Source organism: Aeromonas sp. Y311-2, from assembly GCF_027706025.1.
Classification (GTDB): Bacteria; Pseudomonadota; Gammaproteobacteria; order Enterobacterales; family Aeromonadaceae; genus Aeromonas; species Aeromonas veronii.
The window spans coordinates 166,061-184,232 of record NZ_JAPDCL010000002.1 but is presented as its reverse complement, the minus strand read 5'-3'; the positions used below and the strand labels follow the sequence as shown (position 1 = coordinate 184,232).

17 protein-coding genes and 3 tRNA genes are annotated in these 18,172 nt (G+C 59.5%); 3 read left to right on the top strand and 17 right to left on the bottom strand.

Annotated elements, in window-relative coordinates:
• Positions 1-34 precede the first annotated feature (34 nt).
• Positions 35-559, top strand: a complete 525-nt coding sequence (locus OKC42_RS02865) for an acyloxyacyl hydrolase (RefSeq protein WP_150388906.1) — start codon at positions 35-37, stop codon at positions 557-559.
• A gap of 401 nt (positions 560-960) precedes the next feature.
• Here the strand turns inward: OKC42_RS02865 and OKC42_RS02860 are convergent.
• The 11 genes from OKC42_RS02860 to OKC42_RS02810 form a co-directional block, all read right to left on the bottom strand.
• Positions 961-1,047: transfer RNA gene (locus tag OKC42_RS02860), tRNA-Leu, on the bottom strand.
• 41 nt (positions 1,048-1,088) lie between these two features.
• Positions 1,089-1,162 (bottom strand) — tRNA-Cys (locus tag OKC42_RS02855).
• A 35-nt stretch (positions 1,163-1,197) separates the two neighbouring features.
• Positions 1,198-1,273, bottom strand: a tRNA-Gly gene (locus OKC42_RS02850).
• 181 nt (positions 1,274-1,454) lie between these two features.
• The gene (gene pgsA / locus OKC42_RS02845) at positions 1,455-2,009 is read right to left on the bottom strand and encodes a CDP-diacylglycerol--glycerol-3-phosphate 3-phosphatidyltransferase (RefSeq protein WP_031227442.1); all 555 of its coding nucleotides are present in this window, start codon (positions 2,007-2,009) and stop codon (positions 1,455-1,457) included.
• Between the two features lie 199 nt (positions 2,010-2,208).
• Positions 2,209-4,062 (bottom strand): excinuclease ABC subunit UvrC, encoded by a 1,854-nt coding sequence (uvrC, locus tag OKC42_RS02840; RefSeq protein WP_199428408.1) that lies wholly within the window; start codon positions 4,060-4,062, stop codon positions 2,209-2,211.
• A gap of 127 nt (positions 4,063-4,189) precedes the next feature.
• Entirely contained in the window at positions 4,190-4,834 is a 645-nt protein-coding gene (gene uvrY / locus OKC42_RS02835; RefSeq protein ID WP_005337448.1) for a UvrY/SirA/GacA family response regulator transcription factor, read from the bottom strand.
• Positions 4,835-5,046: 212 nt separating this feature from the next.
• Entirely contained in the window at positions 5,047-5,796 is a 750-nt protein-coding gene (gene kdsB / locus OKC42_RS02830) for a 3-deoxy-manno-octulosonate cytidylyltransferase (protein ID WP_005337458.1), read from the bottom strand.
• Entirely contained in the window at positions 5,793-5,981 is a 189-nt protein-coding gene (locus OKC42_RS02825; RefSeq protein WP_005347033.1) for a Trm112 family protein, read from the bottom strand. The genes kdsB and OKC42_RS02825 overlap by 4 nt, the downstream gene beginning before the upstream one ends.
• Before the next feature lie 123 nt (positions 5,982-6,104).
• A complete protein-coding gene (gene lpxK / locus OKC42_RS02820) occupies positions 6,105-7,100 on the bottom strand; it encodes a tetraacyldisaccharide 4'-kinase (protein ID WP_199428409.1) in 996 nt (331 codons plus the stop codon).
• Complete coding sequence (msbA, locus tag OKC42_RS02815) at positions 7,100-8,863, bottom strand: lipid A ABC transporter ATP-binding protein/permease MsbA (RefSeq protein WP_157160501.1); 1,764 nt, start codon at positions 8,861-8,863, stop codon at positions 7,100-7,102. Before msbA ends, lpxK begins: the two co-directional genes overlap by 1 nt.
• Positions 8,864-8,967: 104 nt before the next feature.
• Positions 8,968-11,169, bottom strand: a complete 2,202-nt coding sequence (locus tag OKC42_RS02810) for a DNA internalization-related competence protein ComEC/Rec2 (RefSeq protein ID WP_199428410.1) — start codon at positions 11,167-11,169, stop codon at positions 8,968-8,970.
• 27 nt (positions 11,170-11,196) lie between these two features.
• Between OKC42_RS02810 and OKC42_RS02805 the strand changes: the two genes are divergently transcribed.
• Together OKC42_RS02805 and OKC42_RS02800 are read left to right on the top strand one after the other, a co-directional pair.
• Positions 11,197-11,715 (top strand): DUF2062 domain-containing protein, encoded by a 519-nt coding sequence (locus tag OKC42_RS02805; RefSeq protein ID WP_005350890.1) that lies wholly within the window; start codon positions 11,197-11,199, stop codon positions 11,713-11,715.
• Positions 11,709-12,212 (top strand): DUF2062 domain-containing protein, encoded by a 504-nt coding sequence (locus OKC42_RS02800; RefSeq protein WP_139741415.1) that lies wholly within the window; start codon positions 11,709-11,711, stop codon positions 12,210-12,212. Before OKC42_RS02805 ends, OKC42_RS02800 begins: the two co-directional genes overlap by 7 nt.
• Positions 12,213-12,328: 116 nt before the next feature.
• Here the strand turns inward: OKC42_RS02800 and OKC42_RS02795 are convergent, their stop codons facing one another.
• From OKC42_RS02795 to glpQ, 6 genes are all read right to left on the bottom strand, one after another.
• Positions 12,329-13,519 (bottom strand): amino acid aminotransferase, encoded by a 1,191-nt coding sequence (locus tag OKC42_RS02795; protein WP_005350888.1) that lies wholly within the window; start codon positions 13,517-13,519, stop codon positions 12,329-12,331.
• 145 nt (positions 13,520-13,664) lie between these two features.
• A complete protein-coding gene (locus tag OKC42_RS02790; protein WP_162518375.1) occupies positions 13,665-14,606 on the bottom strand; it encodes a hypothetical protein in 942 nt (313 codons plus the stop codon).
• 171 nt (positions 14,607-14,777) lie between these two features.
• Positions 14,778-15,650, bottom strand: a complete 873-nt coding sequence (gene hdfR / locus OKC42_RS02785; protein WP_005337525.1) for an HTH-type transcriptional regulator HdfR — start codon at positions 15,648-15,650, stop codon at positions 14,778-14,780.
• Positions 15,650-16,021: a DUF413 domain-containing protein gene (locus OKC42_RS02780; RefSeq protein ID WP_005350885.1), complete on the bottom strand. Its 372-nt coding sequence runs from the start codon at positions 16,019-16,021 to the stop codon at positions 15,650-15,652. The genes hdfR and OKC42_RS02780 overlap by 1 nt, the downstream gene beginning before the upstream one ends.
• A gap of 298 nt (positions 16,022-16,319) precedes the next feature.
• Positions 16,320-16,802, bottom strand: coding sequence for a serine protease inhibitor ecotin (gene eco, locus OKC42_RS02775; RefSeq protein WP_005337529.1), 483 nt, complete (start codon positions 16,800-16,802; stop codon positions 16,320-16,322).
• A gap of 218 nt (positions 16,803-17,020) precedes the next feature.
• Entirely contained in the window at positions 17,021-18,109 is a 1,089-nt protein-coding gene (glpQ, locus tag OKC42_RS02770; protein WP_127005842.1) for a glycerophosphodiester phosphodiesterase, read from the bottom strand.
• Between the last annotated feature and the right edge of the window lie 63 nt (positions 18,110-18,172).

Here is an 18,172-nt window from a genome sequence, read left to right as displayed (position 1 = left end):
ATCACCAGGATGACAACAAGGATCGGGAGGGGGCATGGACGCTAACACTCTATCAAGGATCGGCCTGCTGACAGCACTGCTGGCCAGTCCGTCTGCAATGGCAAATGACAATGTCGTGGTACTGCAGCTTGGCAAGGCCTTCAGCAATGAAAAGCTCGACATCAACATCGCCGACGCCAAGTTCCACCACATGTTCTGGCGCTGGGGAGACTCAGGCTGTCAATTTGGGCTGGGGGTACGTGCCGGTACGCTCAAGGTAGAAGATGAAGAGACCGCCAGACTGGGGGGCGGCGCCCGTATCGAATGCCAATGGGGTAACTGGGTGACCTGGCTCCCCGGCGAAATGGTCTGGCTCAATCAGCATCAATTTGGTACCCGCGGCCACGGCTACAAGGATTACGGCGGCCCCTTCCAGTTCACTCTGGGTATCGGCCTCGGTTACGCCATCACCAAGAATTGGCTGATCGGCTATCAGTATGAGCACATGTCCAACGCCTATATGTATGACAAGAACCCGGGGCTGGACAGCCATACCTTCCATATCGAGTACCGGTTCTGATTACAGGCTTATGCCTTGGTCTGTAGACTACGCAACGGAATACAGGTGTGCATGGTCCAAAACGAGCAGACGATAACATCGTTCACCAACGGCAATGCCACCCAGAAGAAGAATATCGACGTGCAGCTAGAAGAAACGCAGGAGTGATAACTGGATCCGAGAATGGCCCCACAATGTGGGGCCATTCTCATTTCTGTCTGACAGCACACCGAAACATGGCCAGGGAAAGTCGCCGCATGAAGTGCGCCGTCAGGCAGAGCTGCATCCTACAAGAAGATCCTGTTACTCCACATGACAGGAAGGGTGAACCACTTAAAAAAGCGCTGTCGCCACTTTGGCGCCATTTAGGCAAAAGAAAAGGCCACTATATCTAGTGGCCTTCTGTAACTCTTTGATTTTAATGGTGCCCGAGGCCGGAATCGAACCGGCACGACGCGAACGTCGAGGGATTTTAAATCCCTTGTGTCTACCGATTTCACCACTCGGGCACCGCAATCGGTATCAAGCTCGCGTGGCGGGCTTGTCAATATGGAGGCACGTTCCGGAGTCGAACCGGACTAAACGGATTTGCAATCCGCTGCATAACCGCTTTGCTAACGCGCCATGCAAAAGAGAGTTGGCTCTCTATTGTCTGAATTTGGAGCGGGAAACGAGACTCGAACTCGCGACCCCGACCTTGGCAAGGTCGTGCTCTACCAACTGAGCTATTCCCGCATTGGTCTGGCTGACTGCCTGACTACGAGGACGCATTCTAGCGATGTTCCTCGCCCAGTCAACCAGAAATATTTAATTACCTGATCGTTCGGGCATTTTTTGCCCTTTTTGAACAGTTTTAGCGCCTTTGGCCGTTTCCTGCCTCAAATCAGCGGAAACCTCACCTTGCGGCGCAAGTGACTCACAGGTTGGCGTGGTGGGTCAAATCGCCCCAGGCCGCCTTCATGTACTGGAACATCGACCAGAAGGTGAGCACGGTGGCGACATAGAGCATCACATAGGCGAGCCATACCATCCAGACGTTGTATTGCCAGATAAGACCGGTGAGCGACACCATCTGGATCATGGTCTTCCACTTGCCAATCCAGCTGACCGCCACCGAGGAGCGTTTGCCGAGCTCAGCCATCCACTCACGCAGGGCGGAGATGATGATCTCGCGGCCAATCATGGTCATGGCGGGGATGGTCACCCAGATGGTGTTGTAGTGTTCGACGATAACCACCAGTGCGGCGGCGACCATGATCTTGTCGGCAACCGGGTCAAGGAAGGCGCCAAAGGCGGTGGACTGATTGAGCTTGCGAGCCAGATAGCCATCAAACCAGTCGGTGGCAGCGGCCAGAATAAAGATGATGGCGGCAGCCAGATAGGACCATTGATAAGGCAGATAGAACAGGATGACGAAGACGGGAATGAGCAAAATCCGGAAAAACGTCAACAGGTTAGGTATATTTGTCATTATTTTCAGCCACTTCTTGTACGTCGCTACATAGTGCGCCAAAGCCGATTTGCGATGCAACCGCACTGGCGCCCGTCTTGGTCTTTTTAATCCATCAATCTTCTCAAAATGCGAGGGCCATTATGGCATTTACGGCCCCCCCGCGTCACGGCTCTTGTGCATCAAGGAGTTAGCGATTTTGCCATGCTGCTAACCCTGCTCAGGCGCTGTGCAAGCCATCGTGGATGGTCTGGGCCAGCTCCTGACTGATGCCGGGTACCTTGGCCAGTTCATCCACGCTCGCCTTTTTGACCTCCTGCAGGCCGCCCAGATATTTGAGCAGCGCCTGCCGCCGCTTTGGCCCCACCCCCGGAATATCCTCCAGCGTGCTGCTGGTGCGGGCCTTGGCCCGTCTGGCCCGATGGCCAGTAATGGCAAAACGGTGGGATTCATCGCGAATATGCTGAATAAGGTGCAAAGCGGGCATATCTGCCGGCAAATGCAGTTCTTCGTGGCTCTCCCCCATGATGAGAGTTTCCAACCCCGCCTTGCGGGTGACCCCCTTGGCAATCCCCACCAGCAGCGGATATTTACCGCCGAGAAACTCCAGCTGACGGGCCAGGATCTCTTCGGCGCGGCGCAACTGACCGAGGCCACCGTCAATAAACAGCACGTCCGGCACCTTGTCCGGCTCCTGCTGCTTGCCAAAGCGGCGCTCCAGCGCTTGCTCCATCGCCGCGTAGTCATCACCGCCAGTGATACCGTCGATATTGAAACGACGATATTCCGATGAGAGCGGCCCCTCCCGGTTGAACACCACGCAAGAGGCCACGGTGCGCTCCCCCATGGTGTGGGAGATATCGAAACACTCCATGCGGGCGATGGGGCGCTCCAGCTCCAGCAGCTCTTCCAGCTGGTCGTAGCGGGCGGTGATGGTGCTCTTGTGAGCCAGCCGCGAGCGCAGCGCCGTCTCGGCGTTGATAGAGGCGAGCTTGATAAAGCGGGCCCGTTCGGCGCGGGTACGGCTCACCACCCGCACCTTGTAGCCTGCGGTCTGGCTCAGAGTCTCGGCGATGACGCTTTCGTCCTCAAGGGCCACATCGAGCAGCACCTCGCTCGGGATCTGCCGCCCCCCCTGCCCCGACAGATAGAACTGCAGCAGGAAGGATTGCACCACCTCGTCAAGCGGGGTGTCAGCCGGCACTTTCGGGAAGTAGCTGCGCGAGCCGAGCACCTTGCCCTGACGGATAAAGAGCACGTGAATGCAGGCCGCACCTTGCTGGAAGGCGACCCCCACCACATCCAGCTCGTCCAGTACGTTGCCGCTCACCGACTGCTGTTCGGTGACCCGGCGCAGCGCCAGGATCTGATCCCGATAGCGGGCCGCCTCTTCAAAGCGCAGATCGCCGCTGGCAGACTCCATCTTGCCAACCAGCTCGCCAATCACCTGCTGGTTCTTGCCCGCCAGAAACAGCTTGGCCAGCTCCACCTGCTGGGCATATTCGGCTTCGCTCACCAGTCCAGGAACACAAGGGCCAGCGCAACGCTTGAGCTGGTAGAGCAGGCAGGGACGGGTGCGGTTGGCATAGACCGCATCTTCGCACTGACGCACCGGAAATATTTTCTGCATCAGATGCAAACTCTCGCGCACCGCGCCGCCAGAGGGGTACGGGCCGAAGTACTCCCCCTTCACCTTGCGGGCACCGCGATGGACGCCGATGCGTGGATGCTGGTGCGCGGTGATGATGATCCAGGGGTAGGATTTGTCGTCCCGCAGCAGCACGTTGTAACGGGGCTGGTACTGCTTGATCAGGTTGTGCTCGAGGATCAGCGCCTCAGTCTCGGTGTGGGTGACGGTGACCTGGATATCGGCGATCTGTCGCACCAGGGTGCGAGTCTTGATGCTGTCGACGTTGGTGCGAAAGTAGGAGGCGAGCCGCTTTTTCAGATCCTTGGCCTTGCCCACGTAGATCACGGTGCCACCGCTGTCATACATGCGGTAGACGCCACTTTGATGGGTGACGGCGCTCAGAAACGCCTTGCTGTCGAAGAGAGGTTCGGGAGAGAGGATCATCAGCTACTCGGCTCACACAAAGGCAAAAATTGACGGGCAGAGCATACTGCCCCCGCCGCCTGAAAAGCAAAAGGGCAGAAAAGCAAAAAGGCGGCACGCGCCGCCTTTGTGACCACACGCCACCCGATTAGAGGGTATCGGCATCCAGCATGCCATAGCGAATGGCCAGATGGGTCAGTTCCACGTCACCGTTGATCCCCAGCTTGCTGAACAGCCGATAGCGGTAGCTGTTGACCGTCTTCGGGCTCAGGTTGAGCTGCTCGGAGATATCAGTCACCTTCTGCCCCTTGGTGATCATCATCATGATCTGCAGCTCGCGCTCGGAGAGGGACTTGAAGGGATTCTCGTCAGCGGAGGCAAACTGGCTGAGGGCCATCTGCTGGGCAATCTCCGGGGAGATGTAGCGCTGACCGGAGTGCACCAACCGGATCGCCTGGATCATCTCGTCGGGGGCTGCCCCCTTGGTCAGGTAACCGGCGGCGCCGGCCTGCATCACCTTGGTGGGGAACGGATTTTCTGAATGAATGGTCAGCACTATGATGCGCACATCGGGGCGGATCCGCAGAATTTTGCGGGTCGCTTCCAGACCACCAATACCCGGCATGTTCATGTCCATCAGGATCACGTCCGGATGGTGTTGGCGACAGAACGTAACTGCGGTCTCGCCGCTCTGTGCCTCACCCACCACCTTGATCCCGCGCACATCTTCAAGAATGCGTCTTATCCCTGTACGCACCAGCTCATGATCATCGACCAGGAATACATTTATCACCCAAACACCCCGTTTTATCTCGTTTTAGCCGCCCGGTTAGGGTTAACAGGGCGTCTTGCATCATAACCAAACTCGTCGCTTTGGCAAACCATGCACGCCAAAAGTTTGAGAAAACCCATGTTTAGCGTTTAAAATCAAATAATTATATAAAATTTCAAAACAAAAAACGGTGCCTTGCGACACCGTTTTTCATGACGTTAGTGCTGTGGCCATCACTTGGCCAAAAAGGCGCGCACCTTCTCCAGATCGGCCTGGGTATCCACCCCGACCGGCGGCGCTTCAAGGGCCTGGGCGACATGGATCTTCTCCCCGTACCAGAGCACCCGCAGTTGCTCCAGTGCCTCGACCTGCTCCAGCACGCTCGGTGCCCAGTCTACGTAACGCTGGATAAAGCCGGCGCGATAGGCGTAGATACCGATATGACGCTGGTAGTGGTCACCAATCTGCTCGTGACTGTTGGCAAAGCGATCCCGATCCCAGGGAATGCTGGCGCGACTGAAGTAGAGGGCGTAGCCATCCTTGTCAGTCACCACTTTCACTGCGTTCGGGTTGAACGCCTCTTCGGCATCCTGGATCGGCACCGACAGGGTCGCCATCGGCGCCGTGGCGGCGGCCAGATTATCCGCTACCTGACGAATGATGGCGGGCGGAATGAGCGGCTCATCCCCCTGCACATTGACGATGATGGTATCGGCGGCAAAGCCGTAGTGACGGCACACTTCGGCCAGACGCTCGGTGCCGGACTGGTGATCCGGTGAGGTCATGCACACCTCGACGCCGGTGCTCTGCAGTGCCTGCTGTACCCGCTCGTCATCGGTGGCAACGATCACCCGATCGGCACCCGATTGCAGGGCTTTCTCCACCACGTGTTGCACCATGGGCTTGCCATGGATATCAGCCAGCGGCTTGCCCGGCAGGCGGGTTGACGCATAGCGGGCCGGAATGACGACGACGAAACTCATGACGGCAGCTCATCGCTGTTGAGCGGACGGGCACGGTTCTCCAGCAGCACTGGGATGCCCTCTTCCAGCGGATAGGCCAGCTTGTCGAAGCGGCAGACCAACTCATGAACTGCTTTGTTGTAATGCAGCTTACCCTTGCAGACCGGGCAGGCGATGATGTCGAGCAACTTGATGTCCAAAGCCAAAACGATACTCCTTCAACGATGTCGCGCTGGCGGCTTCATCACGCCAGCGATGGATGTCGAGCAACCAGATATTCCATACGGGACCGCTATTGGTCCACTTCTCCCCCATTCAGGCGAGAGAGATTAATCTTGTGCCCCGGTCGTGCCCTTTGCCTTCGCCCCCAGCTTGTGCAGCAGGGTGTCGAGCAGAGAAGCAGGCAACTCGGCACTGACCGGCAGATACCACCAGTTATCGAGGGCAAACGCGCGGCACTTGACCGCATCCTTCTCGGTCATCAGCAGCGGCTTGCTGGCAAAGCGCCCCACCAGCTCATCCCGATCGAAGGGATGATGATCGCCGTAGGCGGCCTGTTGATCCAGCTGATAGCCGAGCCCTTCGAGGGTGGCAAAGAAGCGGGGCGGATGACCGATCCCAGCCAACGCATCGACCGGCCCCGACAAGGGGGCAGCCAGCGGGGCATCGTCGCGCACCCGGCGCGGGGTGTCGGCTACCAGTTGCATGGGGTACTCCCCCTTGCCCGGCTCGCCGCCGTTGCAGATGATGGCGTCCACCCGTTTGAGACGAGTGACCGGCTCGCGCAGCGGCCCCATGGGCAGCAAGCAGGCATTGCCGAAACGGCGCGCTCCGTCCACCACCACCAGCTCGATGTCGCGGGCCAGCGCATAGTGCTGCAGACCATCGTCGGTGATGATGATATCCACCTCACCGCTCTGCTCCAGCAGTCGTACCGCGTCGGCCCGTTTCGGGGCTACCACCACCGGACAACCGCAGCGCCGGGCAATCAGCACCGGCTCATCTCCGGCCTGCGCCGTGGTGCTGGTCTCATCCAGACGATAGGGGTAATGGGGCGCCTTGCCACCATAACCACGGCTCACCACCCCGGGGCGATAGCCGCGGGCTTGCAACTGCTCCACCAGCCAGACCACCACCGGCGTCTTGCCGTTGCCCCCGACCGAAATATTGCCCACCACGATCACCGGCAAGAAGGAGCGATACCCCTTGCGCCAGCCGTGACGATAGGCGTAGCGGCGACTGCCGCTGATGATGGCAAACAGCAGGGCAAAGGGGGCCAGCAACCAGCGCCAGCCACTTTTGCGATACCAGAGCCGTTCCAGCATCAGGCCTTGCTTCCCGCGTTGCCAAACTGAATGGCGCGCAGCTGGGCATAGGTGCCGCGCTGCTCCATCAATGCTTCGTGGTTTCCGCGCTCGACGATATGGCCTTCGTCGATCACCAGGATCTCGTCTGCCTTCTCGATGGTGGAGAGACGGTGGGCGATCACCAGCGAGGTTCGCGCCTTGCAAAGCTCGTCGATGGCCGCCTGAATGTGGCGCTCGGATTCGGTATCGAGAGCCGAGGTGGCCTCATCTAGCAGCAAAACAGGCGCATCGCGCAGCAGAGCCCGCGCAATGGCAACACGCTGGCGCTGACCACCGGAGAGGGATGCACCGTTCTCGCCAACCACAGTGTCATACCCGTTGCTCATCTTGCTGACGAACTCGTCGGCGTGAGCGATACGGGCGGCCTGCACGATCTGGTCGCGGCTGTATTTGTCTTCTGCCGCGTAGGCGATGTTGTTGGCCACCGAGTCGTTGAACAGGTGGACATGCTGGGAGACCAGCGCGTACTGCTTGCGCAGCTCGCTCAACTTATATTCGCGGATGTTGATGCCGTCCAGCAGGATCTCGCCCTGATCGATGTCGTAGAAACGGGTCAACAGGCTGGCAATGGTACTCTTGCCAGAGCCGGAACGGCCCACCAGCGCCACCGATTTACCCGCCTCCACCTTGAAGCTGACGTTGTGCAGCGCCGGGGTGTCCTTGGTCGGGTAGGTAAAGGTGACGTTGCGAAACTCGATCTCGCCGCGGGCACGTTCCAGAGTGCGGGTACCGGTATCCTGCTCCGGCTCGCTGTCGAGCAGGCCAAACAGGCTGTGGCAGGCGGTGATGGCCCGCTGGAACTGGTTGTTGACGTCGGTCAGGCTTTTCAGCGGCTTGAGCAGCATCATCATGGAGGTGATCATGACGGTAAACGTACCGGCAGTCAGCTCGCTGCGCACACTGTCGATGGTAGCTACATAGAGGAAGGCAGCCAGCGCGATGGAGGCCACCATCTGCACCACAGGGCTGCCGATGGCATCGGCGGCGACCATCTTCATGGTTTGCTGGCGCATGTTGTTGCTGACCTGGAAGAAGCGTTTCTCTTCCACCTTCTGGCCACCAAACATCAGCACCTCTTTGTGCCCTTTGAGCATCTGCTCGGTGGAGGTGGTGATATCCCCTACCGCCTGCTGGATGTGACGGCTGATCTGGCGGAAACGGCGGCTGATAAGGCCGATGATGACCCCCACCAGTGGGCCAACCACCAGGAAAATCACCGACAGCTGCCAGGAGTGCCAGAACATCAGGCCGAGCAGGCCGACCACGGTCGCCCCTTCCCGCACCAGGGTCACCAGCGTGGTGCTCGCCGCCGAGGAGACCTGACTGGCGTCATAGGTCACCTTGGAGAGCAGATGACCGGTGTTCTGACGGTCGAAGAAGCTCATCGGCATTGCCACCATGTGATTGAACACCTGCTGTTGCAGACGCATCACAACGTGGTTGCCGACCCAGGCCATGCAGTAGTTGGAGAGAAAGTTGGCGACACCGCGCAGGGCCACGATGCCGAGGACGAAGAAGGGCATCCATTTCAGAACGGTGCTGTCGTTGCCATTGATGCCCTGATCGATCAGCGGCTTGATGGAGTAGACAAAGGTGGTATCCACGGCGGCGTAGCCCAGCATCCCGATGATGCCACCGACCAGGCCCAGCTTGCGATCACGGACATAACCGAGCAGGCGTTTGAATACTGGCCAGCTCTCTTGTGAGGTTTCTTGTTGCATGAATAGCCGTTAGTAATGGAAATGACGGGCTATTCTAGCCAAAGCGCAGGCTTACACCAAGCGCCGCCACCTATATCGCATTCCTACACGGCAGAAATGGCGGATTATTGCTCAAACCACACTCGCGGTCTCCACCACTCGCCACTGCGCCGGTACCAAGGCCCCAGATCTCGCTCGGCGGTGACGCTCAAGCCCGCTGCGGTGGGTTCGACCAGCATCGCCCCTTGCTGACCGGTGATCCACTGGCGGGCATCCCGATAGCGGGCCACTACATCGGGACGGGGAAAGCCCCACTGATTCATAAAGCCGGCGCTGTGGATCACCTCCTGCGCCGCTACCGCCGCAACAAAAGGGGGCGTGGAGGAGGTGCGACTGCCATGATGGGGGCTCACCAGCAAGGTGCTGGCCAACCCCTCCCCCTCCAGCGCCACCAGCCGCTGCTCGGCTTGCCGCTCGATATCTGCGCTCAGTAGCACGCTGCGCTCGCCATCGCTGATGCGCACCACGCAGCCATCGTTATTGCGCCCGCCACCGGGGCGTTCTGGCCAGAGCACTGCAAACGAGAGCCCCTGCCAGCGCCACTGTTGCCCACGCTGGCAGAGCGTCGTTCCCTCACTGAAGGGATAAGAGGAGAGCTCGTGACGCACCGGCATGGCGCTGAGCAGTCGCTTGCGATTGCCGGCATGGTCCCGATCCTTGTGGCTGATGATGAGGCGATCAATCACCCGGATCCCCAAATGGCTTAGCTGGGGCAGGATCACCGCATCCGCCATGTTGTAGCCTCCGGGATAGCGATCACCGGTGTCATAAAGGATGGCACGCTCCCCCTTGCTGATCAGCACCGCCAGCCCCTGCCCCACATCCAGCACACGCAGTTGCCAGCGGACAGGCGTTGGCCAGAGCGCCAATAACAGCGCACACAGACCCGGTAGCCAGAGCCCGCGTGCCGGGCGCCACTGCGCGGCGAACCAGAGCAGCAACAGCAAGGTGCAGAGTGGCAGCCACCAGCCGGGTAGTGGCCACCACAGTTGCAGTTGATCGGAAAGCCAATTCAGGATCGTCAGCACCCACCCGAGCCCCAGATCCGCCAGCCAGAACAGGACATAGGCAAGCGAGGTGGAGAGCGGCGCCAGCAGCACACCGATCAGGGCCAGCGGGATGATGGCGATACAAAAGAGCGGCACAGCCAACAGGTTGATCACCATGGCAAGGGGCGCTATCCCCTCAAACAACGCCAGTTGCAGCGGCAGCAGACCGAGCAACAGCCAGAGCTGGATCTGCCAGAGCCCCGGCTTGTCGTGGACATATCCCACCAGCAGCAAGATGGCCACCGCCAGAAACGAAAGCCAGAAGCCGGCCGAATAGAGGGCGAAGGGATCCCAGAGGGTCAATACCACAAAGGCCCACAGCCAGATGCGCCAGGCCGGCCACTCCCGCCGACTCCAGCGCAGCACACTCCACACCAGCACCATGATCAGGGCCCGCTCGGTGGCTACCGCAAACCCTGCCAACGCGCTGTAGACGGCGGCAAACAGCAGGGAGGTGATGATGGCGCCGCGCAGGCCAAACAACCTGCCCAGCCACCACCCGAGCACCGCCACCAGCGCAATGTGCTGCCCTGAAATGGCGATGATATGGGTCAGGCCGCTGCCGCGAAACAGCTCCCACTGGGCATCCGTGATGCCACTCTGCTCGCCAAAAGTGAGCGCCGCCAGCAAGGGAGCATAATCAAGCGGACGCCAACTCTCGGTCGCCGCGCCCAACCAGCGTTCGCGCCACCCCGCAGGTGCCTGTTGAATATCTATCACCCGGCGCAAATTGCCGGTGGCGGTGATCCCCTTGCCCAGCAGCAGACGCCGCCCATCCAGCCCCGCCTCGTTGGCCAGACCGTGAGCCGGTTTCAACGAGGTCACCAGGGTGATACGGCTGCCCACTGTCATGGCGGGTAATGCCTGATAGGCATTGACCCGGATCAGGGGCTCAGGTGTCACCGGTTGCTCGTCGAGGGTGCTCACCCGCAGCAGCAGCCGGACAAATTTATCCCCCTCGGGCTCTGCACTTTGCAGCTCTGCGGTTATCATGTGGCTCGTCTGATCGCCCAACCGCTCCAGCCAGGCCAGCCGATAGGCAAGATTGGCCTGCATCCAGAGGATGCCGAGCAGGAGAAACAGCCACCGCCAGGCACGGCAATATGCAAGGGGGATCAGCAGAGACAGCAACAGGCCCCCCCATGCGAGTGAAGGTAACCATGGCCAGAGCAGTGAGGAGCTTGCCCCCAGGGCAAACGACAACAGACGTAGATCCATGGAGCAAGTATTTAGCAAGGTTTCAATATGCCCAAACGACTCATTAAACGCTGGATGCCCGATCAGCAAACCCTGAAAGAACACAAGCACCTGCGGCTGTTCGGCAAACTGCTGCTCGATGCCAACCTCTGGCACCTCAACCGCCGCTCGGCTGCCGGGGCATTTGCGGTGGGCCTCTTCATGGCCTGGGTGCCGCTCCCCTGCCAGATGCTGCTGGCCGCCGGTGGCGCCATCCTGTGCCGGGTCAATCTGCCGCTCTCGGTGGCGCTGGTCTGGCTCTCCAACCCCTTTACCATGCCGCCCCTGCTCTATGGCGCCTATCTGGTAGGTTGCCAGTTGCTGGGACATTCGGCGCAGCAGATAGAGATTGAGTTCACCTGGGAGTGGCTGGTCTCGGTACTGGGCACAGTGGCACCGCCGCTGTTGCTGGGCTCGCTGATCCTGGCCCTGCTCAGTTCCCTTATCGGCTACACCCTGATCCGTACCTTCTGGCGGATCAGCACGGTGCGCCAGTGGCAAAAACGCAAGATGGCCCGCCCATGCTGAGTCGCTGGTTTGCCCGCTTCAAGCTCGATCCCGATACCCTGCGCCAGCAGAAGTGGTTTGCCCTGTTTGGTGAGCGACTGCTTGCCCCTGCCCTCTGGCAAGGGGGCACCCGCGCCCTGAGCGGCGCGGTGGCGGCCGGGATCTTCGCCTGCTGGTTCCCCATCCCGATGCACTCGCTCATCGCAGTCGGTCTGGCGCTGGCATTCAGCCTCAACCTGCCGCTGGCGCTGCTGGCGGTCTGGTTCAACAATCCGCTGACTTTGCCGTTCATGTATCTCTACGCCTATCGCACCGGTTGTCTGGTACTGCACCAGACGCCGGAGCCTTTCCACCTCAACTGGACCCTCCACTGGCTGGAGCAGGAGGCTGCGACCCTGGTGCCCCCCTTCCTGCTCGGCAGCCTGCTGCTGGCGGTACTCACCGCCCTGAGCGGCGGCGCCCTGACCGCGCTGCTGCTGCAACTGCGCAAACTGTGGCAAGGTGCCCGCCACCAGTGAGCCCACCTTCCCATCGTTTGACGATCAGCCGTTGGCGATCAAAAAAGCCCGTCACCAAGGTGACGGGCTTTTTCATGGCATAGTGCTGCATAGTGCCAGAGCATCAGGCGATGCGATTACAGCACCTTGGCAATGGCCTCGCACAGGGGATCGATATTGGCGCGGGTAATACCGGCGACGCTGATCCGGCCTGAGCCGACGATGTAGATGGCAAATTCGCTCTTGAGGCGCTCCACCTGATCCTTGGTGAGGCCGGAGAAGGAGAACATGCCGTTCTGCTCGCGGATAAAGCTGAAATCCTGGCTCACGCCGAGGGCAGCCAGCTTCTCTACCAGCAATTCGCGCATCTCGCGAATACGCACCCGCATGGCGGCCACTTCTTCGACCCACTCGGCATAGAGAGCCGGATCGCTCACCACGGCGGTGACCACAGCGGCACCGTGTGACGGCGGGTTGGAGTAGTTGGCACGGATCACGGTCTTGACCTGAGTGAAGGCCACATCGGCGATCTCCTTGGTCGCGCTGACCAGCGTGAAGGCGCCGACCCGCTCGTTATAGAGGCCGAAGTTCTTGGAGAAAGAGCTCGCCACCAGCAGCTCGTCATGGCACTCGGCGAAGATGCGCAGACCTTCGGCATCCTCTTCGATACCACGGGCAAAACCCTGATAGGCAAAGTCAAACAGCGGCAACCAGCCGGCGGCCGCACTCTGCTTGGCCAGTGCGCGCCACTGATCGCTAGTGGGGTCGATACCGGTCGGGTTGTGGCAGCAACCGTGCAGCAGCACCAGCTCACCCGGCTGCACTTCGGCCAGCGAGGCCTGCATAGCGGCAAAGTCGAGTCCCTTGGTGGCGGCGTCGTAGTACTTGTACCACTTGACGGTCAGGCCCGCGGCCTGGAACACGCTGACGTGGTTGGCCCAGGTGGGATCGGAAATCCAGATGGTCTTGGCCAGACCGTTGCGCACCACGAATTCGGCCGCGATACGCAGGGCACCGGTACCGCCCGGCGCTTGGGCTGTCTTGGCACGGCCACTGGCAACCAGCGCAGAGTGCTGCCCGAACAGCAGTTGCTGCACGATGCGGCCATATTCGATATTGCCTTCAATACCGAGGTAGTTCTTGGTCTTCTCGTCGGTCAGCAGCTTCTGCTCGGCTTTCTTGACACAGTGAAGAATGGGGGTGGCACCGGACTCGTCCTTGTAGATCCCTACGCCCAGATTGATCTTGTGGCTGCGAGAGTCAGCGCGGAAGGCTTCGGTCAGGCCCAGGATCGGATCCGCTGGGGCGGCAACAACCTTTTCAAACATGGTATTCCCTGTATTCCGTTGAGTTCGTTGGGTGGCAAAGCGGCTTGATAAACAAAAGCGCTCATCTGGCGAGCGCTTCGTCAACTCTTTATATCACCGCGTTCAATGAGGGAAAACCGCTTTTTGGCTCGCTTTCAGACCAATTTCAACCAACGGCATGCCACGCTGGCGCCAGTGCGCACACCTCGGCCGACAAGCCACCATTGGACTCAACCAAACCGCTACAAACTGCTAACAATGACTTGGGGATCCGGCTCGGTTCCCACGGCCTAGCCTCGGTCAAAGGTTGGGCATACGCACTGAGAATGGGGGCCAGATCACGGGGCAGCCACCAGCTGGCCGGACGACCCAAGCGCTGGGCCAGCGCCTGCAGCCGATCCACCCCGGCAGGGTCGAGGGCGGTGAGATGACTCCACAGCACATTGGGGGGCAAGGCGGCCACCACCTGCTGCAAGGCCAGAGGAGCCGATGGGGGAGCCCACACCAGCAAGGTGCCAGCATCAAGGGGCATCTCGGCAAAGGCGCCGACGCTGTCTGTGGTGATCACCCGCTCGATACTCCCCTCCCCCCACAGGATCTTGCCAAGACCCGCCAGGGTGCGCTCGGGCAGGGCCACCTCCCCCAGCGCCTGCAACCAAGGGCCTGCGTCGATCAGGGTGCCGCCGCTAAAAAAGAGGCTGAACGGCTGGGCTGCGCGCAAGCGCAACAGCTGATCGGCGCAGAGCCGGATCCCCTTGTCCTCGAAATCGATCTGCTCGTTGGGGGTGAAGTTCACCTCGCTCTTGCGATAGAGCGCCGCCAGCACCCGTTCGTTGATCTGCTCCCCCAATTGCCAGCCCTGAGCATGCAACCACTCCTCGGGCTCGGGAGGAGCGGTGGCGATCTCGGCCAGCATCAGCTCGCGGGTGAGATAGCGCCGCCCGGCCGGGGTGAGCTCATAGCTGTGGCTGCCATGGGCGAGCAGCAGCTGGTTATCCTTGAGCAGGCCCACCAGCGGTTGCCACTGGCGGCCACGGATCACCACAGGTGAGTGGCTCAGCAACTGCTGCGCCAGCGCCCGCCATTCGGGGTGACTAAAGTCGATCAATTACAATCCATCCCTGTCAGTGCTCAATCGGATAAACAGCCTGAAAAGGTACCGTTACAGGCCGATGACGCCAAGCCTCCCGCGCCAATTACGTGACCTCGCTCCCTGCAATTTTCCCCAAACAGAAGAGCCCACCGTGGGGTGGGCTCTTCCTTAGATAACACTCGACGCTTATTCGACGTTGAGACGCAGCTCGGCATCGTGCCAACCCAGTGGCAGGGTCAGCAACTGATCGATCAGCTCCCGGCGATCGGATTTCTCCAGATAGGCGAGATAGAGCGGGCGGCTCAGCGGCTGGCCCCCCTCCACCAGATGGAGCGCCCCCTTCTCGAGGAAGGGGCTGACCATCCGCCGTGGCAGGTAGGCAGCACCACCGTTGGCCAGCACGAACTGCAACGCCATGCTGGCTGAGCTGGAGTGCAGCACCGGGGTCTTTTGCAGGCTCTGCAAGCGGCTGGGTTGCGGCTCGAAGCTGGTGCCCCAGTCGAGGTGGATGTGCGGCATCTGCATCAGGTTGTCCGCATTGGCAGCCGGATCCCGGCTCACCAGCTCGAACACCAGCTCACCGATGGGATGCAGGGCAATCTCGTCGATCTTGGTGGGTTCGGAGAGCAGGGCCAGATCGAGGGAACGCTCCAGCAACTGGCGGCAGAGGTGCTCGCGGGAGGCTGTTTCCAGCCGCACCGCCAAACCGGGCGCCAGCGCATAGATATGATTGAGCCAGTCGTTGAAATCGAGCTCCCAGAACACCGCGGGCGCGCCGATAGCCAACTGCTGGCTGAATCCCGGCGAGAGCGCCACATCCTGCTTGGCGCGACCAAGGGTGTGCAAGATGGCGTCTGCGTAGGGCAGCAGACGCTCACCGGAGGCGGTCAGGCGGATGTTGTTGCGATGACGGGCAAACAGACTGACACCCAGTTGCTGCTCTAGCTGGCGGATCCGGAAACTCACCGCCGACTGGGTCAGGTAGAGATTTTCAGCAGCCCGGCCAAAATGCCGGGTCTTGCTCACCTCGATAAAGGTCCGAAGCAGCTCGGTATCCATTAATCGATGGACTCGTCACTGCCACCGCCGCTGCCACCACCGACATCAAAGCTGCCGCCACCGCTGCTCTCTTCGCTGGCGCCGCCAACGACGGTGCAGAGGCGATGAACGCGCTTGGGACCGATCACCTTGAGGTATTTGAACCACACCTTGGCATGGGGGTTGGCACCGGCTTCGCCGGATTTGACCTGCTCGACGAAGGCTGACTCGACATCGTCACGGGGTGCAAGGTTGCCCTGGTAGAGTGCCAGCATGGCGGTACCATACTTTTCCAGACTGTCCGCTTCGGCCACAGTGAATTCACCACTGCGACGCAGGCCACGGGGAAAATGTTTGAAGTCGTTGAAACGCTTGTCTGATTCGAAGCTCATAGTGCTCTTTTTTCTGGTTAGTTTGACCTTTGCGGGCAAGTATCATCAGGCCATCGCCGAGTGCAAAATCAATTTTCTCACTATGTTAATAAATATCTTTTATCGAAGTCACTTTGCCCCATCGCTGACGCCGATTTTGTGGCATAACGCACAAAAAACGTTGATAAATAATAAACTTATGTAAACGTGCAGCCAATTTGCACGTCACTTTTTGGACTGTGCAGGCAAAAATAAAGCGCCATACGGCGCTTTATTTATCACATCAGGTGAACCAGCTGAACCTATGGTTCAAACATGCTTACTCAATCATGGCCGGTTGGGCCAGGTTGTCGGCACGCCACAGACGGTAGCGCACTTCATACTCCTGCGGCACGTAAATCACGAACGGCAGTTTTGAGTTGTAGTTCACGAAGAAGCCCTGACCGTAGATCTGGACGAAGGTCTCTTTCTGCTGGTTATCCGGGCACATCATCAGGGTGCTGATGGGGTCGGAGACTTTGCCCAGTTTCAGGTAGTTGTAGCCCCAGCCTTTGACGCTGTGCTGTTCCAGGTTGCCTGCAAAACGCGGTACGTTGCAATCAACCATCATCTTTTTGCCGACCTGCAGCTCGACCATCATGTCGGCTTCTTTTTCGACTTCAGGCAGGCGGATCACCACACGTTCCTGATTCACGTCAGCGGCTGGGAACATGCTGATATCAAATTTTTTCGGCTCGGCGGCGAAGGCATGGCCACCCAGCAACAAGGCGCCCAGCAGGCTAAAACGCAATACGGTTTTCATCTGTACCTCATGGGGTTGGTTCAACGCCGCTAGACTAACCGCTCTGCCGATTTCATGCCAGCGATCTGCTACGTAAAAACTGCGTAAAATGATGCAGATCCGGCACACCATGACGTGATCTGGCTATTTTCTGACAGGACGCACACTCCCGTTGCGGGAACCTGAAACAAAAAGCGAGGCCAATTGGCCTCGCTTTGCATTCAAATGGCGCCAGAGTGCTATTTGGCCGCCTCTTGATGGGCCTTGATGACGGCCACCGCCTTGTCGGGGAAGTCGCTGAACACCCCATCCACATCGGCCTGATAGAGGAAGATATTAAGTAGATCGGTGAAGTCCTTGGCATAGGCCGGGATCTGCCCCTCATCCTGACGGAAGGTATAGGGGTGAACTTTCAGGCCCGCCGCATGGGCTTCTTTTACTATACCGGTGAAGACCGGTTTGCCCAAAGTGCCCGGCTCGGTGACGATCATCGGTTTCCACGGGCCAATCCCTTCGGCATAGCTGGCGATGGTTTTCATCGCCCCCGGCTTGAACATCCAGTCATAGTTGTAGGGGGTAGCCTTGCCCTTGGCGTCGTAGACCATGGTCTCGTTCCAGTCGGTCTCTGCCATCAGCTGCACCAGTTTCAGATCCATACCCATGGCGGGCATCAGTTCGCTGTTGATGCGCTTGAGCTCATCGGCATCGAAGCACTGCAGATAGACCTTGTCATCCTTCCCGGTGTAGCCGTACTCCTTGAGCACCTTCAGCACCGCCTTGGAAATATCCTTACCTTCGTGACGGAACAGCCAGGGTGCTTTGATCTCCGGATAAATGCCGATGTTCTTGCCGGTGCTCTTGTTGAGCCCCTGGATCATCTCGATCTCCTCCTGGAAGGTATGGATCTTGAAGTCTGACTTCCAGAGCGGGAAGCGGGCCGGATAAACCGGCACCTGCTTGCCATCCACCAGCTGGAACGGCTCGGTCATACGCAGGGAACGCACCTCATCCAGGGTAAAATCCACCACATAGTAACGACCGTCCGGACGGGCACGGCCAGGGAAGCGCGCCGCCACATCGGTGATGCCATCGAGGAAGTGATCGTGCATCACCACCAGCTGGTCATCCTTGGTCATCACCAGATCCTGCTCCAGATAGTCAGCCCCCATGCCATAGGCCAGCGCCTTGGACTCCAGGGTATGCTCGGGCAGGTAGCCGGAAGCGCCACGGTGGGCGATCACCACCTTGCCTTCATCGGCAGCCAACACGGGTAATGAGAGGGATGCCCCAAGGCTCAAGGCGATGAGGGAAACGGCGAGTTTTTTCATATGTGATGCTCTTTATTATTGTGTGTAGGTAATTGTTCTATCAGAGGTTTGTTGCATATTTTC

Bases quoted from the DNA above. Each gene is read 5' to 3' on its own strand.
- OKC42_RS02865 (WP_150388906.1), top strand. From the start codon at position 35: ATGGACGCTAACACTCTATCAAGGATCGGCCTGCTGACAGCACTGCTG.
- pgsA (WP_031227442.1), bottom strand. From the start codon at position 2,009: ATGACAAATATACCTAACCTGTTGACGTTTTTCCGGATTTTGCTCATT.
- uvrC (WP_199428408.1), bottom strand. From the start codon at position 4,062: ATGATCCTCTCTCCCGAACCTCTCTTCGACAGCAAGGCGTTTCTGAGC.
- kdsB (WP_005337458.1), bottom strand. From the start codon at position 5,796: ATGAGTTTCGTCGTCGTCATTCCGGCCCGCTATGCGTCAACCCGCCTG.
- lpxK (WP_199428409.1), bottom strand. From the start codon at position 7,100: ATGCTGGAACGGCTCTGGTATCGCAAAAGTGGCTGGCGCTGGTTGCTG.
- msbA (WP_157160501.1), bottom strand. From the start codon at position 8,863: ATGCAACAAGAAACCTCACAAGAGAGCTGGCCAGTATTCAAACGCCTG.
- OKC42_RS02810 (WP_199428410.1), bottom strand. From the start codon at position 11,169: ATGGATCTACGTCTGTTGTCGTTTGCCCTGGGGGCAAGCTCCTCACTG.
- OKC42_RS02805 (WP_005350890.1), top strand. From the start codon at position 11,197: ATGCCCAAACGACTCATTAAACGCTGGATGCCCGATCAGCAAACCCTG.
- OKC42_RS02800 (WP_139741415.1), top strand. From the start codon at position 11,709: ATGCTGAGTCGCTGGTTTGCCCGCTTCAAGCTCGATCCCGATACCCTG.
- OKC42_RS02795 (WP_005350888.1), bottom strand. From the start codon at position 13,519: ATGTTTGAAAAGGTTGTTGCCGCCCCAGCGGATCCGATCCTGGGCCTG.
- hdfR (WP_005337525.1), bottom strand. From the start codon at position 15,650: ATGGATACCGAGCTGCTTCGGACCTTTATCGAGGTGAGCAAGACCCGG.
- OKC42_RS02780 (WP_005350885.1), bottom strand. From the start codon at position 16,021: ATGAGCTTCGAATCAGACAAGCGTTTCAACGACTTCAAACATTTTCCC.
- eco (WP_005337529.1), bottom strand. From the start codon at position 16,802: ATGAAAACCGTATTGCGTTTTAGCCTGCTGGGCGCCTTGTTGCTGGGT.
- glpQ (WP_127005842.1), bottom strand. From the start codon at position 18,109: ATGAAAAAACTCGCCGTTTCCCTCATCGCCTTGAGCCTTGGGGCATCC.